Consider the following 19,009-nt stretch of genomic DNA (forward strand, 5'->3'; position numbering starts at 1 on the left):
GGATTACGGTAGACCAAACTACGAATTCTAAACAGGAAAAATGGCTGAATGAAAAATAATGAATTATTTTGTCTAACAGATGTACTCGAGTTGATGCTAGATGCAGTCTGTGTTGTTGATAAAAAAGGTCATTTTGTTTTTGTTAGTGCTGCATTTGAAAATATCTTTGGTTACCTTCCAAGTGAAGTGATAGGTAAGCCAATGATTGATTTTGTTTATAAAGATGATCATGATATCACCCACGACACGGTTGAAGTTTTATTATCGGGGGAGTCAAGGCCACGATTTGAAAATCGCTGGGTGCGTAAAGATGGGCAAGTATTACATATACTGTGGTCTGTTAGATGGTCTGAGCTACACCAAGTTAGAATTGCAGTTGCGCATGATATTACTGAGCGTAAAGAGTTTGAAAAGCAGCTTCAATATATGGTCGGGCACGACCAACTTACAGGGCTGCCAAATAGAATGTTATTACTTGATCGTATCCAACATGCCTTAACAAAGGCCGATCGCAGCGCAGTAGAGTTATCGTTGTTATTTATTGATATAGACGGTTTTAAGGATGTTAATGATACCCATGGCCACCTCATTGGCGATAAGTTATTACAAAGTATTTCGCAGCGATTATTGAGTTGTGTTAGAAGCTCTGACACCGTTGGACGCCTAGGCGGTGACGAATTTGTAGTGTTACTCAATGGTATAAGTGAACGGGAGTATATTTATAATATTGCTGAAAAAATCTGTGTGCAATGTAAGCACCCATTTAAAATTGAAAGCTTAATTTTAGATCTATCAAGTAGTATTGGCATTGCAAGCTACCCTGAGAATGGAACGAGCGATATGCAGCTAATTCAATATGCGGATCAGGCGATGTATCGAGCTAAAAATGCAGGGGGAAACCGTATTGTTTATTAGGGTCTGTTGACCTTTTAAGGTTGAATTTTCAGCAGCCTGTCTGGTATTTAGGTAAGGGGCGTGAGCAGGACGCACACGCTTTGCTCGGTTTTTACTTAGCGCACTCGATTCCAAACCTTGCGCCGCGATCAAATCGCCTCGCGGTTGAACAAATTTTAATCCGCAAAGGTCAACAGACCCTAATCAAGGCTCACTTAGAGCCTTTTTATATGGTTAGCCTGTGGTTGTTGGGAAAGCAATATTAATATAAAGGCATAATGTGCAGCCAATAAGAACACAGAGATAGGCAATTACAATAGTGCGCTCGGGTATTGCGTGAATAAAAAGAGAGGGCATTTGTTTTAAAGCATCAAATGACGGGATAAAGAAAAAAGAATGGGATTCAAATGTCTTAAACTTATCCCAACAATTACAAATAAATAATTTTAACCCGCTAAAATACATTGCAACGAATGTTGAAGCGCCTAACACTTCAACTATAGCCATTAACTCCATACTAATCATGATTTCAGGGCCTGCAACAAGCATTATGATTATCATAGCTAATGTGTGCCAGATACTCTTGGATAATGTGTTTTTTAACCAGTTCAACATTTTAACATCCTTGTATGTAATTGGTCGTATGTGCCTGTTCCAGATAGATTATCGTGCTATTAGTAGAAATTATAGTATCAGATTAGCCAATCATACTTGCTCTTTAGGTGCAGGTTCTTGCTTAACGGATAATGAGCTACCCACAGATGCAATAATGACAAGTAAAATAGCTAACCATTGCCAAATGCTTAAGAGTTCACTTAAAATCATAAACCCAGCCATTGCAGCAATTGCAGGCTCTAAACTCATCATAATACTAAAACCCTGTGCAGGCATGTTACGTAATGCCACCATCTCAAGCGTATAAGGCAAGGCGCTCGACATCACTGCGACTAACAAACCTAACGGTATCACTTCCCAGGTGAGTAATGCAGCACCTTGTGATATTGCACCATAGGGGACTAATACAATGGCGGCTACACTCATTCCAAGTGCTACTGTCATGCCTCCAGAGCCTTGATTACCTGTTTTTTTACCAAATAAAATATAACCCGCCCAACATGCTCCTGCACCAAGAGCGAGTAAAACACCTATAGGATCAAGGCTTTCTTCACCGGTCATATCAGGAAGAAGCATAAAAATCCCGGCAATAGCACAGCCAACCCAAAACAGGTCGCGTTTTCGTCTTGATGATAATAGCGCGACAGCTAAAGGCCCTGTAAATTCCAATGCGACACCAATTCCAAGCGGAATACGCTCTATAGCATGAAAAAATAGTATGTTCATCCCGCCTAAACTTAAACCATAAATAACAATAGGAAGGCGTTGACCTAGACGAGGAAATGCTTTCCATGGTTTAAACACTAAGCATAAAATGATGGCAGAAAAACCGAGGCGCAGGGCTGTAGTGCCTTCTGGGCCAATAATAGGAAAAAGGTTTTTAGCAATAGAAATACCAGATTGCAAAGTGACCATTGCCAGTAATACACAAATAATAGCGAGAAAAAAAGGGGAGATTGTACGCGGCATTGCAATCCTTAAACCAAAGAGTAATGTTTTAGTCATTTTACCTTTTTTTACTAGTGGTAGTAAGGTTTTGCGATTAAAAATGGTGACCGTTTTGGCGGTAATTAATGAGGCTAGGAAAGGGGCACAGTACTGCTAGCCCCGGCGTTAATTTAAACCGCTAGCAAACAATAAACTCTTTAAAAGATAACCGATTAGATTACACTTTTGATTTATCATTTGGGTAGCTCACACCTAATTGCTTACGTGCATTATCGAGCACGGTCATTACATCGAGCGATAATTGATGCGTATTAATTTGTGACTCACACAACTGCGAATTAACCGTTTTAATAAAGTGGGCAACTTCATAGCGCATAAAGTGTGTATCAAATGGTTTTGATAGTTCCTCAACAGTACCGTCATTCGCTATAAATTGAACACGCTTAAGCTGTGATACTGCCTCTATACGGAGCCTGCCTTTTTCACCTTGAATTTCGGTGAAGTTATCTCCTTGGGAGATTTTTGAGTAACTGATCACCGCTTGTCTATCATCGTAATTGAGTAATAGATCGCCAGCGCCATCAACACCAGTCTCCAATAATATCCCACTAGCTTGTACACTCTTGGGTGCGCCCCACAGTGCAATTAAAATATACAGCGGATAAATACCTAAATCGACAAGCGCGCCGTTGGCGAATTCAGGTAAAAATGTATTTGGGCGTTCACCACTTTTATACCTATCGTAACGAGACGAATATTGACTGTATTGACCAATGTATTTACGAGGGGTGCCAATTTTGTGTAAAGCATTTTTAATGATTTCAAAATTAGGCAGATGCGTCGTCATCATTGCTTCCATATAGAGGCGGTTGTGTTTTTTAGCGGCGCAAATAATCTCTTTTAACTCATGACTATTCGCCGCAGAAGGTTTTTCGCCAAGTACGTGCTTCTGCGCTTCTAAGCAGCTAATGGCATAGGATTTATGCAGGCTATTTGGCGCAGCTATATAAACTACATCGACATTTTCATCATTACAAACTTGCTCTATAGTGGTAAACACTTTTGCATTATGGTGGTTATGCTTTATTAAAAATGCTTCACCGCTGCTTGTTGCTCTTGAGCATACACCATATAAGTTAAATTCAGGTAGGGTTTGTGCCGCTCTCAGTAGCGTATCGCTGATAAAATTGGTTCCGACGATGACAAAGTTCATAGCTCTTCCTTGTTATTAAAATGAGTTAACCAGTTTTTCCATTCATGCTCTAAAGCTAGCATTTGCTGATGTTTTTTTGCATTGATATGTTTTTGGTGATCTTCGTTGCCATGAAAAGGGCCCGCTCGACATAGCGCACAGTGATTATCTGTTAAGTAGTCAGGGTAGGTCAGTATTGACTTAAGATCTGCATTGCTTTTTGGGCTAAAAATATAAGTGATACCACTGGTATCTTTAACGTGTTTATCTCTATCAACATTGCGAATTTTATAGCCAGGGAATTTGGAAATATCAAAAGGTATTTTACCTAAGTAACTCGCATCTAGCCCAGCAACTAAGCTGCCCTCAATATTCCAATGTAAGTAGGGCTTCACATCTTTAGAGGTAATATAGCAAAGCATCGGCCCTGATTTATCCAGAGCAAGTTCGCAAGCGTATTTAATAAATTGGTGTAACAACGCACGGTTTAATGTGTTTAGGCTATTTTTTTGAGTGTTTTCAACAAAAGCAGTTTTTCCTGCAAATGCTGGGATCAGCGGAAATTGAAAAATAATGACGTCAAACGTGTCATTATTCAAACGACGCCATGTATCTTTATTCGTTACATCAAAATGAGTTAATACGGTTACTTTATTATCAGTAAGGTCACTGAATGCATTGTCAGTGTATTTGGTTTTAATTGTATGCTCATCATCATAAGTTGAGGCAATGAGTTTCTTAGGTTTAATTGCACGATATAACGCATGTGAAAAAGAAAGGTCACCATCACCTACAGTGAGAATACGCCAGTTAGGGTTTAAATACATGAATTATGGTTTCTTAACACAAGATTGCGCCAGTATAACAAAGTTAGCTTTCGTTTTCTCGACAGCGCTGACGCATTGATTTACTGGTTTTATCTCGATACATATTTTGATCTGCTATATGCAGGAGGTGATCGGGATTATCGTCGTTATTTAGCTCTGCAAAGCCAATACTCACACCAACTTGATATTGTTGCATAAAGGCCGTTAAGTATATTCTTAGTTCATCGATGTTAGGGTTTTTATCATCACAAAAAGCGATAAACTCGTCGCCACCAAGGCGAAAGCAATTTTGTTTAGTAAAGTGCTTACTAAGGCGTTGTGCAAAATCAACTAAAATTTCATCACCACATTGATGACCATAATTATCATTAGCAAACTTAAAGTTATCTAAATCAAAGTAATAGATGAGATGAAAGTGTTCTTTAAGTTCATCAAAGCGTGCAAAGCAAGCGCGTCGGTTACCCAAGGCGGTAAGTTTGTCGTGACTTGCTTCAAATTCCAATTGTTCTTGCAAAGTTTGACGGGTTTGAATTTCAATATTGAGCTTTTTTATTGTTGCGCGTTTTTCTGTGATTAACGAAAACAATCCTGCGCATGTTAATAGGAAACCAACATGCTTGAACGTGGTATCAAAGACTAGAAAAGGAAACATCTGCGCATCTAACAAGTCATCTAGTAAATCAAATATCAGCCCTGAGCAATATAAAATCCATGCACCTATTAGAATCCTATTACCTAAGTAACAGTAAACTTGTAATGTGAGTGAAACAGAGATACCCGCCCAGAATAACTCTTCAATCGTGTCGAATTGTGATTGCTCATGAGAAAGTAAAAAATATGTGCAAATGAACACCACAACCCAAATACAGATAAGCCAATTGATATGCTTCATTTAAAGCCAAAAAAGTTATTTTTATACCTTATATATAGTACTAAAATGTCTGTTTCGCGAAGCCTCTTTAGCAAATATTATGGTTTTTCTCTAATAGGGCATAAAGCGAGTCGGGTTTTTAAGCCTTCAATAGCAATTTGTTTTATGATCAAGTTAAAAGTGATTAATACAGCAAACGCAATTTGGATTGGCCCGTCTGTAAAACCTGATTCTGTATCAAAAATCATCAAACCAAACAGTAAAAACATTACCACTAAAGCAATTTCAAGCCATTGATTAGAATAAAATGATAGTCGGCCTTCACTCTTATGGTCTTTTTTTATGTGTATGGCACAAAAGAAAGGGATTACTTTAATTTTGAAATTGGCATTTTTTTCAACGTAGTTTTCACCGAGTTGATCAAGCTGTTGACGAAGTTTATCTATCATAAGTTATCCTAAAAAGCAGTGCGCGGATGGTACATGAAACCGCTTTAAAGGGCGAGTTAGTTAGGATATAAACTTATTCCGATCACAAAAGTGTGACAGACAAAAACCACAGAAGTTAACACAAAACGCATTTTTTGATAATCTGCATGGTAGGTTTGCCATTGTGGGTTCGACTTCTCAAAAAAGAACACTAGCCAAAAACTAACAGCTAACCATATTAAAGTGACTGTTTGTGGTACAAAAGCTAAAAACCCAAGTGGTATAACGGGTATCACGGCTTTTAAAGCATCGCTGTAACGTTGATTTCCTGCATGCCATAAATTCCCCGCCATAAACGCTAATATTGCAATACTATAAAAGGTAAAAAATTGCATGTTAAATTGGTTACTACCAACGAGTAAAGGCCATCCAACACAGCCTAAAAATGGCACGAGGCCTAAATAACCTAACTGAATATGATTAACGAATTTGTTCATGGCTTACCTTACACGGAGTTATTAATACAAATTTAACACACCATTGTACCATTTAGAAATTGAAAAACGCTAACTTAAAAGCATGCCCATGTCCCGTATACGATCGTTATAAGCAGGAAGTTCAATCTGTATATTCGATTACATCAATCCAAACAATCAATTTTATTAATTTAAGCAAACGCTCTATTGTATGTCTCAAGCCAACACACAGTGTGTTGTTATTTTTTATTTAAATACCCATGAGGAATACTATGAGCACTTCATTGATTAATACAAAACTACAACCATTCAACGCTACGGCTTATCACAATGGTGATTTTGTTGAACTAAGCGAGAAAGATGTATTAGGTAAATGGTCAATTTTCTTCTTTTACCCGGCTGATTTTACATTTGTATGCCCAACAGAATTAGGCGATGTAGCAGATCATTACGCACAATTACAAGAAATGGGTGTTGAAGTTTACTCTGTTTCTACAGATACACATTTTACGCACAAAGCGTGGCACGATACGTCAGACACTATCGGCAAAATCACTTATCCAATGATTGGCGATCCAACAGGGCGTATTACACGCAGTTTTGGTGTGATGATTGAAGAAGAAGGTTTGGCGTTACGTGGTACGTTTGTAATGAACCCTGAAGGTGAAATAAAAATCATCGAAACTCATGATTTAGGCATTGGCCGCAGTGCAAAAGAACTTGTACGCAAAGTACAAGCAGCGCAATATATTGCAACACATGATGGCGAAGTTTGTCCTGCATCATGGCAGCCAGGTGAAGAGACTCTTGCGCCGTCTCTTGATTTAGTTGGCAAAATCTAAATATATGGTTGCACATAATTAATGTGTTCCAAAACGCCCATCATCACAACTTTATTAAGCACATTAGCGTGATGATGGGCACCCTTTTGCTGAAAACGAAGGCTAAGCCATGTTAGACACAAACATAAAAAATCAATTAAAAAGCCACTTTGAATCTATAACAGATCCTGTTGAGCTGCTTATCGCTTTGGATGACAGCAAAAAGTCAACAGAATTAGAAAACCTAGCGAATGACATCGCATCATTAAGTAATCAATTTTTAGTACGAAACAACCCAGATAACGATGTACGTCGTCCTTCAATGACAGTGTACTCACCCATAAAAGAAACCCAAATAACCTTTGCGGGTGTACCTATGGGGCATGAGTTTACAAGTTTAGTGCTGGCTTTACTTCACAGTGGTGGTCATCCCAGTAAGGTCTCTGATGAGCAGCGTGCGCAGATAAGCTCGTTGAGTGAACCACTGAATTTTGAAGTATATATTTCATTGAGTTGCCAGACATGCCCGCAAGTCGTGCAAGCACTTAATTTAATGGCAGCTCTTAATCCTCTGATCACCGCCACTATGGTAGACGGTGCGTTATTTCAAGACGAAGTGGAGCAACGAAATATCCTCGCCGTGCCCGCAGTGTACTTAAATGGACAACTATTTAGTCAAGGGGCAATGACGCTTAGTACGATTTTAAATAAAGTTGATAGTAAGGCAGGCGTTCGTCAAGCTCAATCGCTGAACGAAAAAGATCAATTTGATGTATTAGTGGTCGGTGGTGGCCCTGCAGGTGCATCCGCAGCCATCTATGCCGCGCGAAAAGGCTTGAATACCGGTATTGTTGCTGAACGTTTTGGTGGTCAAGTGGCGGATACATTAAGTATAGAGAATTTTATATCGATCAAAGCAACAGAAGGCCCCAAACTTGTTGCCCAACTTGAAGAACACGTTAAAGAATATAATGTGGATGTAATGAATAATCAACGTGCTGTAGGGCTAAGTTATAACAATGGCTATGACATCACTTTAGAAAATGGCGCAGTGTTAAGTGCTAAATCCTTAGTACTTGCAACCGGTGCGCGTTGGCGTGAAATGAATGTGCCTGGGGAGAGTCAGTATCGTGGACATGGTGTTGCCTATTGCCCGCACTGTGATGGACCGTTATTTAAAGGAAAATCGGTTGCGGTGATCGGTGGTGGTAACTCAGGTATTGAAGCGGCTATTGATTTAGCGAATATCGTTGAACATGTCACAGTTTTAGAGTTTGCCAACACATTACGTGCTGATGAAGTACTCATACGAAAAGCGAATAGTTTAAAGAATATTACGATTATAAAAAATGCACAAACTACTGCGGTGCTAGGTGACGGCAAGCGTGTAACGGGGCTTAGCTACACTGATCGCGAATCGGGTGAGAGCAAAATGGTAAGTCTTGCAGGTATTTTTGTGCAAATAGGGCTTATACCAAATACAGAGTGGCTTAAAAACAGTGATGTGTCGCTAACACGATTTGGTGAGATAGAAATCGACGCAAAGGGATCAACATCTTTACCCGGTGTGTTTGGTGCCGGTGATGTAACCACGACACCTTTTAAACAAATAATCATCGCGATGGGCAGCGGTGCAACCGCGAGTCTTGGCGCGTTTGATTATTTAATTCGCCACAGTGATAACGACGCTGCTGTGGCATAAAAGCTCTTGATTTAGCAGTTTCCACCCATGACTGCTATTTTCCAAAGCCGCCCTCTCCAAAGGCGGCTTTTTTTGTACTTTAAAATAATTACTTATGTTATATTTTTTAAAAAATATAGGAGAAAGTAAATGTACAAAGGAAGTTGCTTGTGTAAAAAAATAGCGATTAAAATCGATGGCCCTATCAGCAGCATTATTCATTGTCATTGCTCTTTGTGTCGAAAATCAAGCGGAACAGCATATGCAACTAATGGGTTTGTAGCGCGAAGCGATTTTACCATTACTAAAGGGCAAGACTCTCTGAGCATGTTTGAGTTTAAACCGGGTCGAAATCGGTATTTTTGTAGTAAATGTGGCTCACCTGTTTACAGTGAAAACTTAGCCGATATAACGCGTCTAAGACTACGCTTAGGTATTCTCGATAGTGACATAACACAGCGCCCTATTAGCCACAATTTTTGTAGTTCTAAAGCTAATTGGGAGGAGTTTGATGCACAATTACCTCACTACGACGGCTTTGAACCAAGCCGCTAATTTTTAGCAGCTTATTGATATTGCGTAGCTGTAATAAATTCATTGAAGCTTTCGCACCAAATAATAACGGTATTAAAGTCAGCAATATTAATACCTTGTGGCACTTTGACCATAAAACCATCAAATGTTTTGACGCTGCCTACCCGTGTGAAGCTTCCCTTGTGTGCTAAAAATTCAGTTTCATTATCAATAAATTTATTAGCAAGGTAAAGCTGGTAGTCAGGTCCGGGACTTAACTTGCCCGCAAACGAAATCATCCGCTTAGTTAAACGAACTTCGCCCGTACCAAAATGCAATGCATCAGATCCTTCAAGGTCTTCTTTAAATTCACCGCTATAAATTGCCTTTTGAGCATGTGTTGCTAGTTCCAGTTTACTAGGAGAGGTCGGCGCCGTGATAATGGGTAGAGCATACATACCAGAACCAAAACCTAATATAAAAACAACGAGATAGGAAAGCGTACGTATCAAAGTAGTAACCATAACTAAGCCTTTTATTCTAAGTTAAATACTTTCCTTGATGATAAATTTAAGCGTTTTTCCTTTTCGCCAAAAAAGCGTTGATAAAGCAACTCAAACTCACCACTTTGTTGTAACTGAGTTAAGCCTGATTCAAGTAATATTAATAAATCTTTATTTCTATTGTGTGTATAAAAGTAATAATGACTGGGGTATTGCAACATAATTGTTGGTTCAATCATTAAATCTACATGTTTTTGTTTTGCAAGTTCGGCTTCAATTGCGGACACAGAGCGAGGGAAATAATCACCAAGGTTTGTGTCTAATGCTTTTATCATGCTTTTATAACTTAGTTCACCATTGACGGTTAAGCCACTTCGTTTGAGTACTTTATAGTCGGACCAGCTTTGTTTTTGTAACCCTACGAGCGGCTTTAATTGATTAAGCGACGAAATTCTTTTGAAGATTGCCTGCTGGTTTTTATTAATCATCAATAGGCGTTTGCCATGTATCCCTTTATACAAGGGGGAGGATGTGTGAAGTAGATCATTGTGTGCGCTAGGCTCTATAGATAACCAGGCTAAATTAATTCCACCGGGCTTATAAAGCTCTCCAGTGATCCTTTTTTTATTCATGGGCTTAATTGAGTAAATAAAGTTAACTTCTTTGCCTACCTTAGCAAAGCTTTGTGTTAGTAAAGCATGAATGTATTGATTTGTGGGTGATTCTACAATACTCGGTCGGGCTAAATGAAGATTAACAACTGCATTATTAGCTTGCGCGGTGAAAGGGAGCAATAACAATAAATAAAGCGTATAGCGTAATAAAGATGAGAAAGCCATAGTTCAGTCGTAAGTCAATAATAGTTAACATACTATAGCAAAATATTCGTAGGTTTAGGGCGTGTTGATCTTTATGGATTGAAATTTGTTCAATCTAGGGGGGATTTAATCGCGGCGCGAGGTTTGTAACCTAGCGGGCTCGATAACTGCTCCTGCGTTATTCTACTGGCTCACATCCATGTGAGAATAAGTAAAAATCGAGTAACAAAGAGTTAATCGCCCCTAGGAAGAACCCTTTGGGCAGCGCATGTTTGGCATTTATACTGCGTTATCGCCTATTTATGGGGAACAACCACACTGCATAGGCGCTGCCTTGTCTAAATACCAAACAGTCTGCTGCAAAATCAATCACGAAAGGTCAACACGCCCTAGTGATGAATTTATTATAATTTAATTAGCAAAAAAACCAGTGTGTTTTAAAATTAGTATTATACTTTTCTAATAATAGAAGTAAATTTGGAACGCTATGCTTAATAATTACTCAGTACGAACCCGATTAGGAGTACTGGCAATACTGCCAGTACTGATATTTATTTTAACGGCTGTATTTTCTATAAATACAATGGGAAGTTTAGTTGTAGGAATAGATGATTTATACGAAGACAGGGTAGTTCCACTTAAGCAAATAAAGAATGTGTCAGATAATTATGCTGTGAATATTGTTGACTTATTTCATAAGTATAGAGCAGGAAATATTCCAAAGCCTGACTTTTTGAGTGCAGTGAACGATGCAAAAAATACTGCAGATAGCGAATGGCAAGCATATCTTAGTACTAACTTAACGGATGAAGAGCGGCGCTTAGTGAGTGTCGTAGAAAACAAACTTTTGCCTGTTCAAGCACACCTGAAAAACCTACTCGATAGTATTACAAACGAAGAATTTCAATCTGTGTCTCAGCAACAATTTGTGAGTGATCTCTATTATGTATTTGACCCTTTGAGTACAAGTTATCAAGCCTTAATAGAATTACAATTACACGAGGCCAATAGCTTCAAAGAGCAAGCAAATGACAGCTATGAAGTGACGAGCTTAATAATGGAAGTGTCAGTTGTATTACTTGTATTGATTTTATTGACGATTGCCTATTTTATATACCGATCAATTCATAATCCACTTATGTCATTACGTAACACAATATCTGAAATTGCAAATGATGCAGATCTGAGATTACGAGCTAATGTTCAGGGTGAAGATGAAATTGCTGAAACAGCAACACATTTTAATAACATGGTGGCAAGAATTCATACGTTAGTAACGGACGTTTCGGGCGCGACAATGACTTTATCGTCTGCTGCTGAACAAATGAACTCGATTAGCGATCAAGTAGCGACGACAGCAACAGAGCAAGAGCAACAATCAGCGATGATAGCAACCGCGATCACGCAAATGAGTAGTGCGATTGAGCAGGTGGCTCAAAATGCACTTGCAACATCTGATAAAGCTACAAACGCAGACACTAAAGCACAACAAGGACAACAAGCAGTTGCAGATAACATAGAATCAATAAAAACGTTGTCACATTTAGTCAATGATAATACTCAACTTATAAATGAATTAAATACGCAAACAAACGATATTAATCAAGTTGTTATGATGATTCAAGGCGTTGCAGAACAAACTAATTTATTAGCCCTTAACGCAGCAATTGAAGCTGCACGAGCGGGGGATTCAGGACGAGGCTTTGCTGTTGTTGCGGATGAAGTAAGGCAGCTTGCCCATAACACCCAAAAGGCAACAGCAAGTATCAATGAAATGATCACTAAATTACAGGAAATGGCGCAACAAGCTGCTGCGTCGATGGGAAATGCTGAAAGCAGTGCCCAAGAAAGTGTTGACCATGCGCAGTATTCGTCTCAAGTATTAAGTGAGATAAATCAAGAGGTCACTCAAATTGCAGATATGAATACCCAAGTGTCAACAGCGACAGAAGAGCAAAAAATGGTTGCGCATGAGCTAAGTAGTAATATTAATGAGTTCAGCGCAAGTATTTTGTCTGTTAGTGAAAGTTCACAGCAAAATGCGCAAGCATCTCAGGAGTTAGCAATGTTGGCTGCGACGTTACAGCAGCAAGTAAATGAATTTAAAATATAGTAGGCCTAAACTTAAAATCTAATATTACCTCGATAAAGTACCAAGTACACGGTTGTGTATTTGGTACTAAAACTACTTAGAATGTCACTTAATTGATAATATTCCTCATATTTTGTTGCTAACAAAGAGTTTAGTTTTTAAGTGACTAAAATACGGCTTAAGTAATTTTGACCAGCATTAAAGCCCATCAAATAACCATCAGCTAATTTCTTTGTGTTAGTGGTTGTACGACCAACTTTAAAGTTTTTAGGTGGTGCAATGATGTTTATTTTACAGTTAGCTGGTGGGTTGTGAATAAAGTCGATACTGGCATTGTAGTTTTCAGTGCGTGCTAACGTAGCGCGAATAAGAGCAGGGTAATCTTTGTAAATATGTTTTGTAAGCCAAGGTGTTTTATTTGGTTTTTTTCGATAGCCAAGCGGTTGAGAAAGTATCACGGTTACTTCATTAGCACCCATTTCATACGCTTTACGAATAGGAATTGAATCGGCAACTCCACCGTCGGTCATCTTTAATCCACCAATAGACGGAAAATCTCGATAGGCAATTGGAATAGCGCATGATGCTTTTAGTTGCTGTTCTAATTGTTTAGCTGTGGCTTTTAAATACTGGGCTTCGCCATTTTCAATTGCAGTGGCGACAATATAAAAATCGCATGATTGATTATGAAACGTTGTTAAATCAAGGCGAATATCTTTAATAGTCTGTTGCCATAACCAATCTAAATCGAACAAGTGCCCGCCACGAATAAATCGTGATAAATTTATAAACTCAGGCCTGCAAGAGTAATCGGTAATTACTTTGTGATTTCGTTTGGGTTGTTTACACAAATAAGCGGCGATGTTGGTTGCGCCTGCAGACACACCAAAACAGCGGTTAAAAGGTTGATATTGGGCAGTCAAAAAAGCATCAAGTACACCCGTGGCAAATATCCCACGCATAGCGCCACCTTCAACAACTAAAGCATGAGATGAATGATTCATAGCGTTACTCTCTTTTTAGAATAACGCTATGCTAACAATTTCATTGTTAATTCGCGAGGGAGAATGTGAGTTTACCTGCAGTAATTAATCACTTTGTAGGGCTTCGATAGGATCAAGCTGTGACGCTTTAATTGCAGGGTATACGCCAAATATAAGCCCTACTAATGCACAAATACTAAAAGACAATACAATAGCGGTCATGGACCAAGATACAGCCCACTGAGAATAGATTGAAATAATTTCAGATAAACCAATACCAAAGACAACGCCTAATAAACCACCCAAAATAGAAATAGTGAAGCTTTCGGCAATAAATTGTATGCGGATATCTTTTTGTGTCGCGCCGATAGCACGTAATAAACCAATTTCTTTGGTACGCTCAAGTACAGTTGCCAGCATAATATTCATAATACCAATCCCTCCAACGAGCAATGAAATACCTGCAACGCACGACATAACGATATTAAATATTTGTTGGGTTTGTTTTTGCTGTGCTAATAAAGCGGCTGGAATGACTAATTCAAAATCATCAATATCACTGTGACGATTTTGCAGCAGATGTTCTAATGCTTGGGCTGCGATAATGGGGTCTACAGACTTATCAATCGCCAGTTTTAAGCTGGTTACTTCACTATCGAGTAAACCGCTTTCAAAGCGGTGTAGCGCCGTGCTTAGAGGGATAAACACTTGATTTTGCTCATTGCCTAGTTTCACACCTTGAAACTCTTTCTTTTTTAAATAGGGGGATTGTAAAATGCCAATGACTTTAAACCAGAGGTGATTGATTTTAATTTGTTGCCCAAGGGCGTCACCTAATGGAAAAAGTTGTTTGGCGGTATTTGCGCCTAACATAGCCACTTGCGCAAACTGTTGTTGATCGTTTTGATTTAAAACACGACCGGAAAAAATTTGGAAGTGTGATAATTCAAAAAAGTTTGCACTAACACCAACAGCGGACGCATCGCTTTTATTGTATTGACTAAAAATATGGTATGTCTCAATTGTTTTTTGCGCCGCATAATCAGTGATGAAAGGCAGTGACGCATGAGCGACTTGAGCATCTCGAAGGTTCAAACCTGCAGAGTGTTTACGTTGTTCTTTTAATTCCTTTTCATCAAATTCTTTTGCATTAACAATTAAGTTATACAAGCCCATGGAGTCAATCATTTTCATTGCTTCTTGCTCTGCACCTTCACCAATATTGAGCATCGCAATAACGGCACCCACACCAAAAATCATTCCTAATAGAGTCAGCAAGGTACGTAATTTATGCTGCGCAAGCTCTAACGTGGTGTCGATAAATAAACTCAAATATTTCATTGGGCGTCCTTCATATTAATTAAGGAGATCACATTACCAGAGGCGACACCTTCAACTATTTCAACGTGGCTTAAATTATGTTTGCCTAATTTTACAGTGGTTTTAATAAACTCATTGTGTACTTCGGTGTAAACATAATGGGCATTTTGTTCAGTAAATACGCTTTGTTTTGGTACTATTAAGCGTTCGCTTTCTGGGGTAACCAAAATATGTGCGTTGAGTTTCAAACCTGGTCGTAATGCAGCGCTTTGTTCATTAATATTTGCTTTTAATTCGTAATATTTTTGTGGATCGCCACGTTTAATAGACTTTGGAAAAGGAGACACTTCAATTAATTCACCGCTAAATTGTTGATCAGGTAAAGCGATAAGCTTAAATGTTAGAGTTTGACCCACTGCTAAATCAATGGCCTCACGCTCAGATACATAAAGGATTAGTTGCATTTGGCTGACATCGGGTAACGCTGCAATCTTTTGCCCTGGCCATAGCGTTTCACCAGCTCGGGGTTTTTCACCACGCCAATTAGTGTCATGGGTTAGTAAGCCATCATGGGGGGCAACTATTTCAAGTTGTGATAAGTTAGTATTTAAAGATGCTAATTTTTGTTGATGTTGATCTTTTCTCATTTTTAACAGCATTAATTCGCCAGTTGCGCCTTGTTCAAAGCGTTCGACCTGCCAGTCATAGTAATTATGTTTTGCATTTAAAAACTCAACATTTTGTTGTGACTCTAAGATCTCTAGCTTGGAGATAATGCGTTCATCTTCGATTGAATAGTCTTCGGCAAACTGTTTTTCTTCACTAACCAATACAATGTCATGATTTAAAATTGTTTTATCTTTTTCTATTGCGCCTGACTTTTGCGTTAAGTCTTCATCAGCCATGGCGGTTTGATTTGTAATTTTTTGACTTTGACGGCGCATTTTCTCCCCATCAAAACGCGCAATCACTTCGCCTTTTTTGACTTGGCTATACTCAGGCATTAACCACGCTAAAGTTTGCGGTCCTTGACTTGATGCAGGGGCAACTATAAGGGTTTCGTTTGCAGCAACTAAATGGCCCTTAGCTTCAACTTCGGTTTTAAAGCTATGTGTGCTGACGGTATAAGTCAGGGCATTTTGAACTTTATTTTCTTTAGAACAACCACTTAATATAAGCGCAGTGGTAATTAAGCTCAATACAAAACGGATTTTCATAATTTCACCTCATCACCTTGTTGTAAACCGCTTTTAATCACGGCGAGATTATCAGTGAAATGACTAATCTCTATCAATTGTTTATTATTCTCCGTAGTCTCAACAAAGGGTCCTTGTAAATCATACTGTAAGCTAGCTAAAGGGATACTTAAAGCCTGCGCAAGTAATGCGGTGGTTATCTCTAAGCGTGCTGTTAGGCCTGGTCTAATTGCGCTAATATCAAGATTATCAATACTGATAATTGCATCTACAATACGGCGTTTATCTTGGTATGATTTTTCTCTAAACACACGGCCTAAGCTTTTTACCTTTCCTGAAACAACTAACTCAGTACTACCATCAATGGTAATTTTAACCGTTTGCCCGGGCGTTATTTTACCGCTATCGGGCTCATCGATTTGTGCTTTTACTTGCATATTCTCCAGCACAGCAAGTTCCATAACCGGTTGGCCAAATTGTACGCTTTCACCTATGGATGATTTTTCACCTTGGTAATTGGTTTTGTAAATTACTAGGCCATCTATCGGGGCTTTTACTTTAAGACGATCAATATCTTGTAAATAACCGTCCACTTCGCTCTGTAGCCGAGCAACCTTGCTCTTTGCCATTTTTAGATTTAACTCTTTGCTTTGTTGTTGAAAGGTTTGTTTACTTTTAGCAAGGGTTAAATCATTGTTTGCAATTGTAAAATCAATTTGTGATTTTTTACGGTCAACTTCAGAACGAGAATGATCGACAATATCTGCTTTGCGTTTAGCTTTATCGTAATTCATTTTCATCTCAGCCACGGAGAGTGTTAACTCTTGTTCTTTGATGAGTTCTTTATTTTGGGCATTTTCTAGCTGTTTTTTTGCCCGAAGTAACTCTGATTGTTTTTCAATTAGTTTATCTCGAACTTGTTTGTCGTCGAACGAGACAATGACCTCACCTTGCTTAACGTGTGTATTTTCAGGTTTCATCGTTTTAATTTGGTATTGCCACATACGGGCGACAGACGGCGGGGCAATGATTGCTGTTGTTGAAGATTCCAACTCGCCGTTAGCATTGACGGTAATAGCAATATCACTGCTCTTAACAACATGGGTTTGTTGGCTCTCGTCATTGCATGCGCTTAATACACACACAAACATGATTACTGTACATACTAATAAGGCTTTATTCCTCATCTAGATCTGCTCCTATAGTTAACTTTGCGCTCATACCTGGCAACAGATTTAATGCAACAGCACTAAAATTAAAACGAGTTCTAAAATAAGCGTCTTTTCCCCATTGTAAGCGTTCTTCTGGTTGAGTTGAGACTTCGCTTAGCGTAGCGCTTAGTGGCTGTTGTAAATAGGCGTCAAATAGTAACTGTGCCTGTTGTCCGAGCTTTAACTGATGGTAATCAATTTCATGTACCCATGCTTCAATATAAAGCTCACTCATGGCTGGTATTTCGGCAATTTTCCAACCCGGTTGCGCAGTCATACCTACAAACGCTTTTTCGCCATTCCACGGGTGGTTGGCATATAATACGGGCCCCGTTCGCAGAGCTTGAATACTCATACTAGCAAGCTGATTTTTGTTATATTCAAGATTAGTTTTTAATTGTTCAATGGTTAGTAATTGTTTGTTATAAGTGACGTTATTCTCTGTTTTTACTTGCAACAGTTCTTCAGATGCTTTTTGTTTATTAATTAAAGCTTTTTCAAATTCAAGTTGATTTTTTTGATAGTCATAAGTACTTAAATTAATTTGAGGAATAGCAGCATCAATTCGCGCACGTTCTAATAAAAGCTCAGAGCGCTTAAAGTTAAACTCAGCTTCAATTTGATTTTCTTTATTACTGGTGGTGATCCTAATAAGCTCTTCTTGTGCGGCTTCAAGGTTAACTTCATCTTGCTCTATTTCAGTTGCAATTGTGCCGCTATCAAATACTACAACGGTATCACCTTTTTTCGCTATTTCGCCTTCCTCCATCATCCATTGGACTTGCACACGCCATGTATCTGACTTGGGAGCGTAGAATATTTGATTTTCACTGGCTTTTAGTTCACCACTGAGCAATAAGCTTTGGGCAAAAGTTGAAAATGACAAACTACTAAAAAGTAAGATAAGGCTGGTTTTAATCAATTTATTTTTTAACATTCGCTGTCCTCAATCACTACACCATCTTTCATTCGAATTACGCGTTTAGCGTAAGCTGCAATATCTTCTTCATGTGTCACCATGACTAAGGTGTGTCCTTGCTGGTGGAGCGAGCACAGTAACTCCATTATTTCATGGGATGTTTTGCTATCGAGGTTACCGGTAGGTTCATCTGCAAAAATTACTTGCGGGTTATTCACTAATGCTCTGGCGATGGCAACGCGCTGACGTTGCCCCCCTGACATTTCAAATGGTTTATGATGCGCTCTATTTTGTAAACCAACCTTATCAAGCATCGCCATTGCGCGATCACTGGCTTGTTGTTTTGGCATATCGGTATAGCGCAGTGGTAGGGCAACATTTTCTTGTGCGCTTAGTCGTGTTAACAAGTGAAAGGTTTGAAATATAAAGCCAATTTTCTTATTGCGAATAGCAGAAAGGCTCTCGTCATGTACCTCCTTTATACTTTCATCAGAAAGTAAATAATTACCAGAAGTTGGCGTGTCGAGACACCCTAGAATATTCATTAAAGTAGACTTTCCTGAGCCGGATGCGCCCATCACCGCGACAAATTCACCTTCTTTAATATGTAACGATACGTTATCTAATGCAATTACTTGCGTTTCACCTGCACCATAAGTACGGCAAAGATTTTCGACCCTGATCATATGCTGACTTTTATT

The 19,009-nt window shown here is 38.8% G+C and carries 20 protein-coding genes; 5 read left to right on the forward strand and 15 right to left on the reverse strand.

The features are described 5' to 3' along the window. Positions 1-48 precede the first annotated feature (48 nt). Positions 49-915, forward strand: a complete 867-nt coding sequence (locus tag HH219_RS10825; protein ID WP_054205039.1) for a sensor domain-containing diguanylate cyclase — start codon at positions 49-51, stop codon at positions 913-915. A gap of 213 nt (positions 916-1,128) precedes the next feature. Here the strand turns inward: HH219_RS10825 and HH219_RS10830 are convergent, their stop codons facing one another. The 7 genes from HH219_RS10830 to HH219_RS10860 all read right to left on the reverse strand — a co-directional run bounded on the left by HH219_RS10830 (position 1,129) and on the right by HH219_RS10860 (position 6,272). Further along, the gene (locus HH219_RS10830) at positions 1,129-1,509 is read right to left on the reverse strand and encodes a hypothetical protein (protein WP_169327447.1); all 381 of its coding nucleotides are present in this window, start codon (positions 1,507-1,509) and stop codon (positions 1,129-1,131) included. A gap of 90 nt (positions 1,510-1,599) precedes the next feature. Next, entirely contained in the window at positions 1,600-2,478 is an 879-nt protein-coding gene (locus HH219_RS10835; protein ID WP_054205070.1) for a DMT family transporter, read from the reverse strand. Between the two features lie 196 nt (positions 2,479-2,674). Beyond that, a complete protein-coding gene (locus tag HH219_RS10840) occupies positions 2,675-3,670 on the reverse strand; it encodes a Gfo/Idh/MocA family oxidoreductase (protein WP_169327448.1) in 996 nt (331 codons plus the stop codon). Next, positions 3,667-4,476 carry a class I SAM-dependent methyltransferase gene (locus HH219_RS10845; RefSeq protein WP_054453976.1) on the reverse strand — a complete coding sequence of 270 codons (810 nt, stop codon included), beginning with the start codon at positions 4,474-4,476 and terminating at the stop codon, positions 3,667-3,669. The genes HH219_RS10840 and HH219_RS10845 overlap by 4 nt, the downstream gene beginning before the upstream one ends. Positions 4,477-4,519: 43 nt before the next feature. Continuing rightward, positions 4,520-5,368 (reverse strand): GGDEF domain-containing protein, encoded by an 849-nt coding sequence (locus HH219_RS10850; protein ID WP_169327449.1) that lies wholly within the window; start codon positions 5,366-5,368, stop codon positions 4,520-4,522. A gap of 77 nt (positions 5,369-5,445) precedes the next feature. Beyond that, on the reverse strand, positions 5,446-5,796 hold the full coding sequence (locus HH219_RS10855; RefSeq protein ID WP_054205034.1) for a hypothetical protein: 351 nt from the start codon (positions 5,794-5,796) through the stop codon (positions 5,446-5,448). Positions 5,797-5,852: 56 nt separating this feature from the next. After that, positions 5,853-6,272, reverse strand: a complete 420-nt coding sequence (locus HH219_RS10860; RefSeq protein ID WP_054205033.1) for a DUF3429 domain-containing protein — start codon at positions 6,270-6,272, stop codon at positions 5,853-5,855. Positions 6,273-6,523: 251 nt separating this feature from the next. On the opposite strand from HH219_RS10860, the gene ahpC reads away from it, so the two are divergent. The 3 genes from ahpC to HH219_RS10875 all read left to right on the forward strand — a co-directional run bounded on the left by ahpC (position 6,524) and on the right by HH219_RS10875 (position 9,308). Then, the gene (gene ahpC, locus HH219_RS10865; RefSeq protein WP_054205032.1) at positions 6,524-7,093 is read left to right on the forward strand and encodes an alkyl hydroperoxide reductase subunit C; all 570 of its coding nucleotides are present in this window, start codon (positions 6,524-6,526) and stop codon (positions 7,091-7,093) included. 109 nt (positions 7,094-7,202) lie between these two features. Continuing rightward, entirely contained in the window at positions 7,203-8,774 is a 1,572-nt protein-coding gene (gene ahpF, locus HH219_RS10870) for an alkyl hydroperoxide reductase subunit F (RefSeq protein WP_169327450.1), read from the forward strand. 129 nt (positions 8,775-8,903) lie between these two features. Next, complete coding sequence (locus HH219_RS10875) at positions 8,904-9,308, forward strand: GFA family protein (RefSeq protein WP_054453980.1); 405 nt, start codon at positions 8,904-8,906, stop codon at positions 9,306-9,308. Between the two features lie 11 nt (positions 9,309-9,319). Here HH219_RS10875 and HH219_RS10880 read toward each other — a convergent pair whose 3' ends face one another. Both HH219_RS10880 and HH219_RS10885 read right to left on the reverse strand, forming a co-directional pair. Continuing rightward, the gene (locus tag HH219_RS10880; RefSeq protein ID WP_054205029.1) at positions 9,320-9,790 is read right to left on the reverse strand and encodes a DM13 domain-containing protein; all 471 of its coding nucleotides are present in this window, start codon (positions 9,788-9,790) and stop codon (positions 9,320-9,322) included. A gap of 11 nt (positions 9,791-9,801) precedes the next feature. After that, complete coding sequence (locus HH219_RS10885; RefSeq protein WP_169327451.1) at positions 9,802-10,608, reverse strand: transporter substrate-binding domain-containing protein; 807 nt, start codon at positions 10,606-10,608, stop codon at positions 9,802-9,804. A 466-nt stretch (positions 10,609-11,074) separates the two neighbouring features. Between HH219_RS10885 and HH219_RS10890 the strand changes: the two genes are divergently transcribed. Then, positions 11,075-12,700 (forward strand): methyl-accepting chemotaxis protein, encoded by a 1,626-nt coding sequence (locus tag HH219_RS10890; RefSeq protein WP_169327452.1) that lies wholly within the window; start codon positions 11,075-11,077, stop codon positions 12,698-12,700. Between the two features lie 137 nt (positions 12,701-12,837). On the opposite strand, the gene HH219_RS10895 is transcribed toward HH219_RS10890, so the two are convergent. The 6 genes from HH219_RS10895 to HH219_RS10920 all read right to left on the reverse strand — a co-directional run bounded on the left by HH219_RS10895 (position 12,838) and on the right by HH219_RS10920 (position 18,994). Further along, a complete protein-coding gene (locus HH219_RS10895; RefSeq protein ID WP_054205026.1) occupies positions 12,838-13,683 on the reverse strand; it encodes a patatin family protein in 846 nt (281 codons plus the stop codon). 84 nt (positions 13,684-13,767) lie between these two features. Beyond that, the gene (locus HH219_RS10900; protein WP_169327453.1) at positions 13,768-15,003 is read right to left on the reverse strand and encodes an ABC transporter permease; all 1,236 of its coding nucleotides are present in this window, start codon (positions 15,001-15,003) and stop codon (positions 13,768-13,770) included. Further along, complete coding sequence (locus HH219_RS10905; protein ID WP_054205024.1) at positions 15,000-16,199, reverse strand: efflux RND transporter periplasmic adaptor subunit; 1,200 nt, start codon at positions 16,197-16,199, stop codon at positions 15,000-15,002. The genes HH219_RS10900 and HH219_RS10905 overlap by 4 nt, the downstream gene beginning before the upstream one ends. After that, positions 16,196-17,365, reverse strand: a complete 1,170-nt coding sequence (locus HH219_RS10910; RefSeq protein WP_054205023.1) for an HlyD family efflux transporter periplasmic adaptor subunit — start codon at positions 17,363-17,365, stop codon at positions 16,196-16,198. The genes HH219_RS10905 and HH219_RS10910 overlap by 4 nt, the downstream gene beginning before the upstream one ends. Further along, the gene (locus HH219_RS10915) at positions 17,355-18,326 is read right to left on the reverse strand and encodes an HlyD family efflux transporter periplasmic adaptor subunit (protein WP_169327454.1); all 972 of its coding nucleotides are present in this window, start codon (positions 18,324-18,326) and stop codon (positions 17,355-17,357) included. The genes HH219_RS10910 and HH219_RS10915 overlap by 11 nt, the downstream gene beginning before the upstream one ends. Continuing rightward, a complete protein-coding gene (locus tag HH219_RS10920) occupies positions 18,320-18,994 on the reverse strand; it encodes an ABC transporter ATP-binding protein (protein WP_169327455.1) in 675 nt (224 codons plus the stop codon). Before HH219_RS10920 ends, HH219_RS10915 begins: the two co-directional genes overlap by 7 nt. Between the last annotated feature and the right edge of the window lie 15 nt (positions 18,995-19,009).

The organism is Pseudoalteromonas sp. NEC-BIFX-2020_015 (assembly GCF_012952265.1).
In the GTDB taxonomy this organism is placed as follows: Bacteria; Pseudomonadota; Gammaproteobacteria; order Enterobacterales; family Alteromonadaceae; genus Pseudoalteromonas; species Pseudoalteromonas neustonica.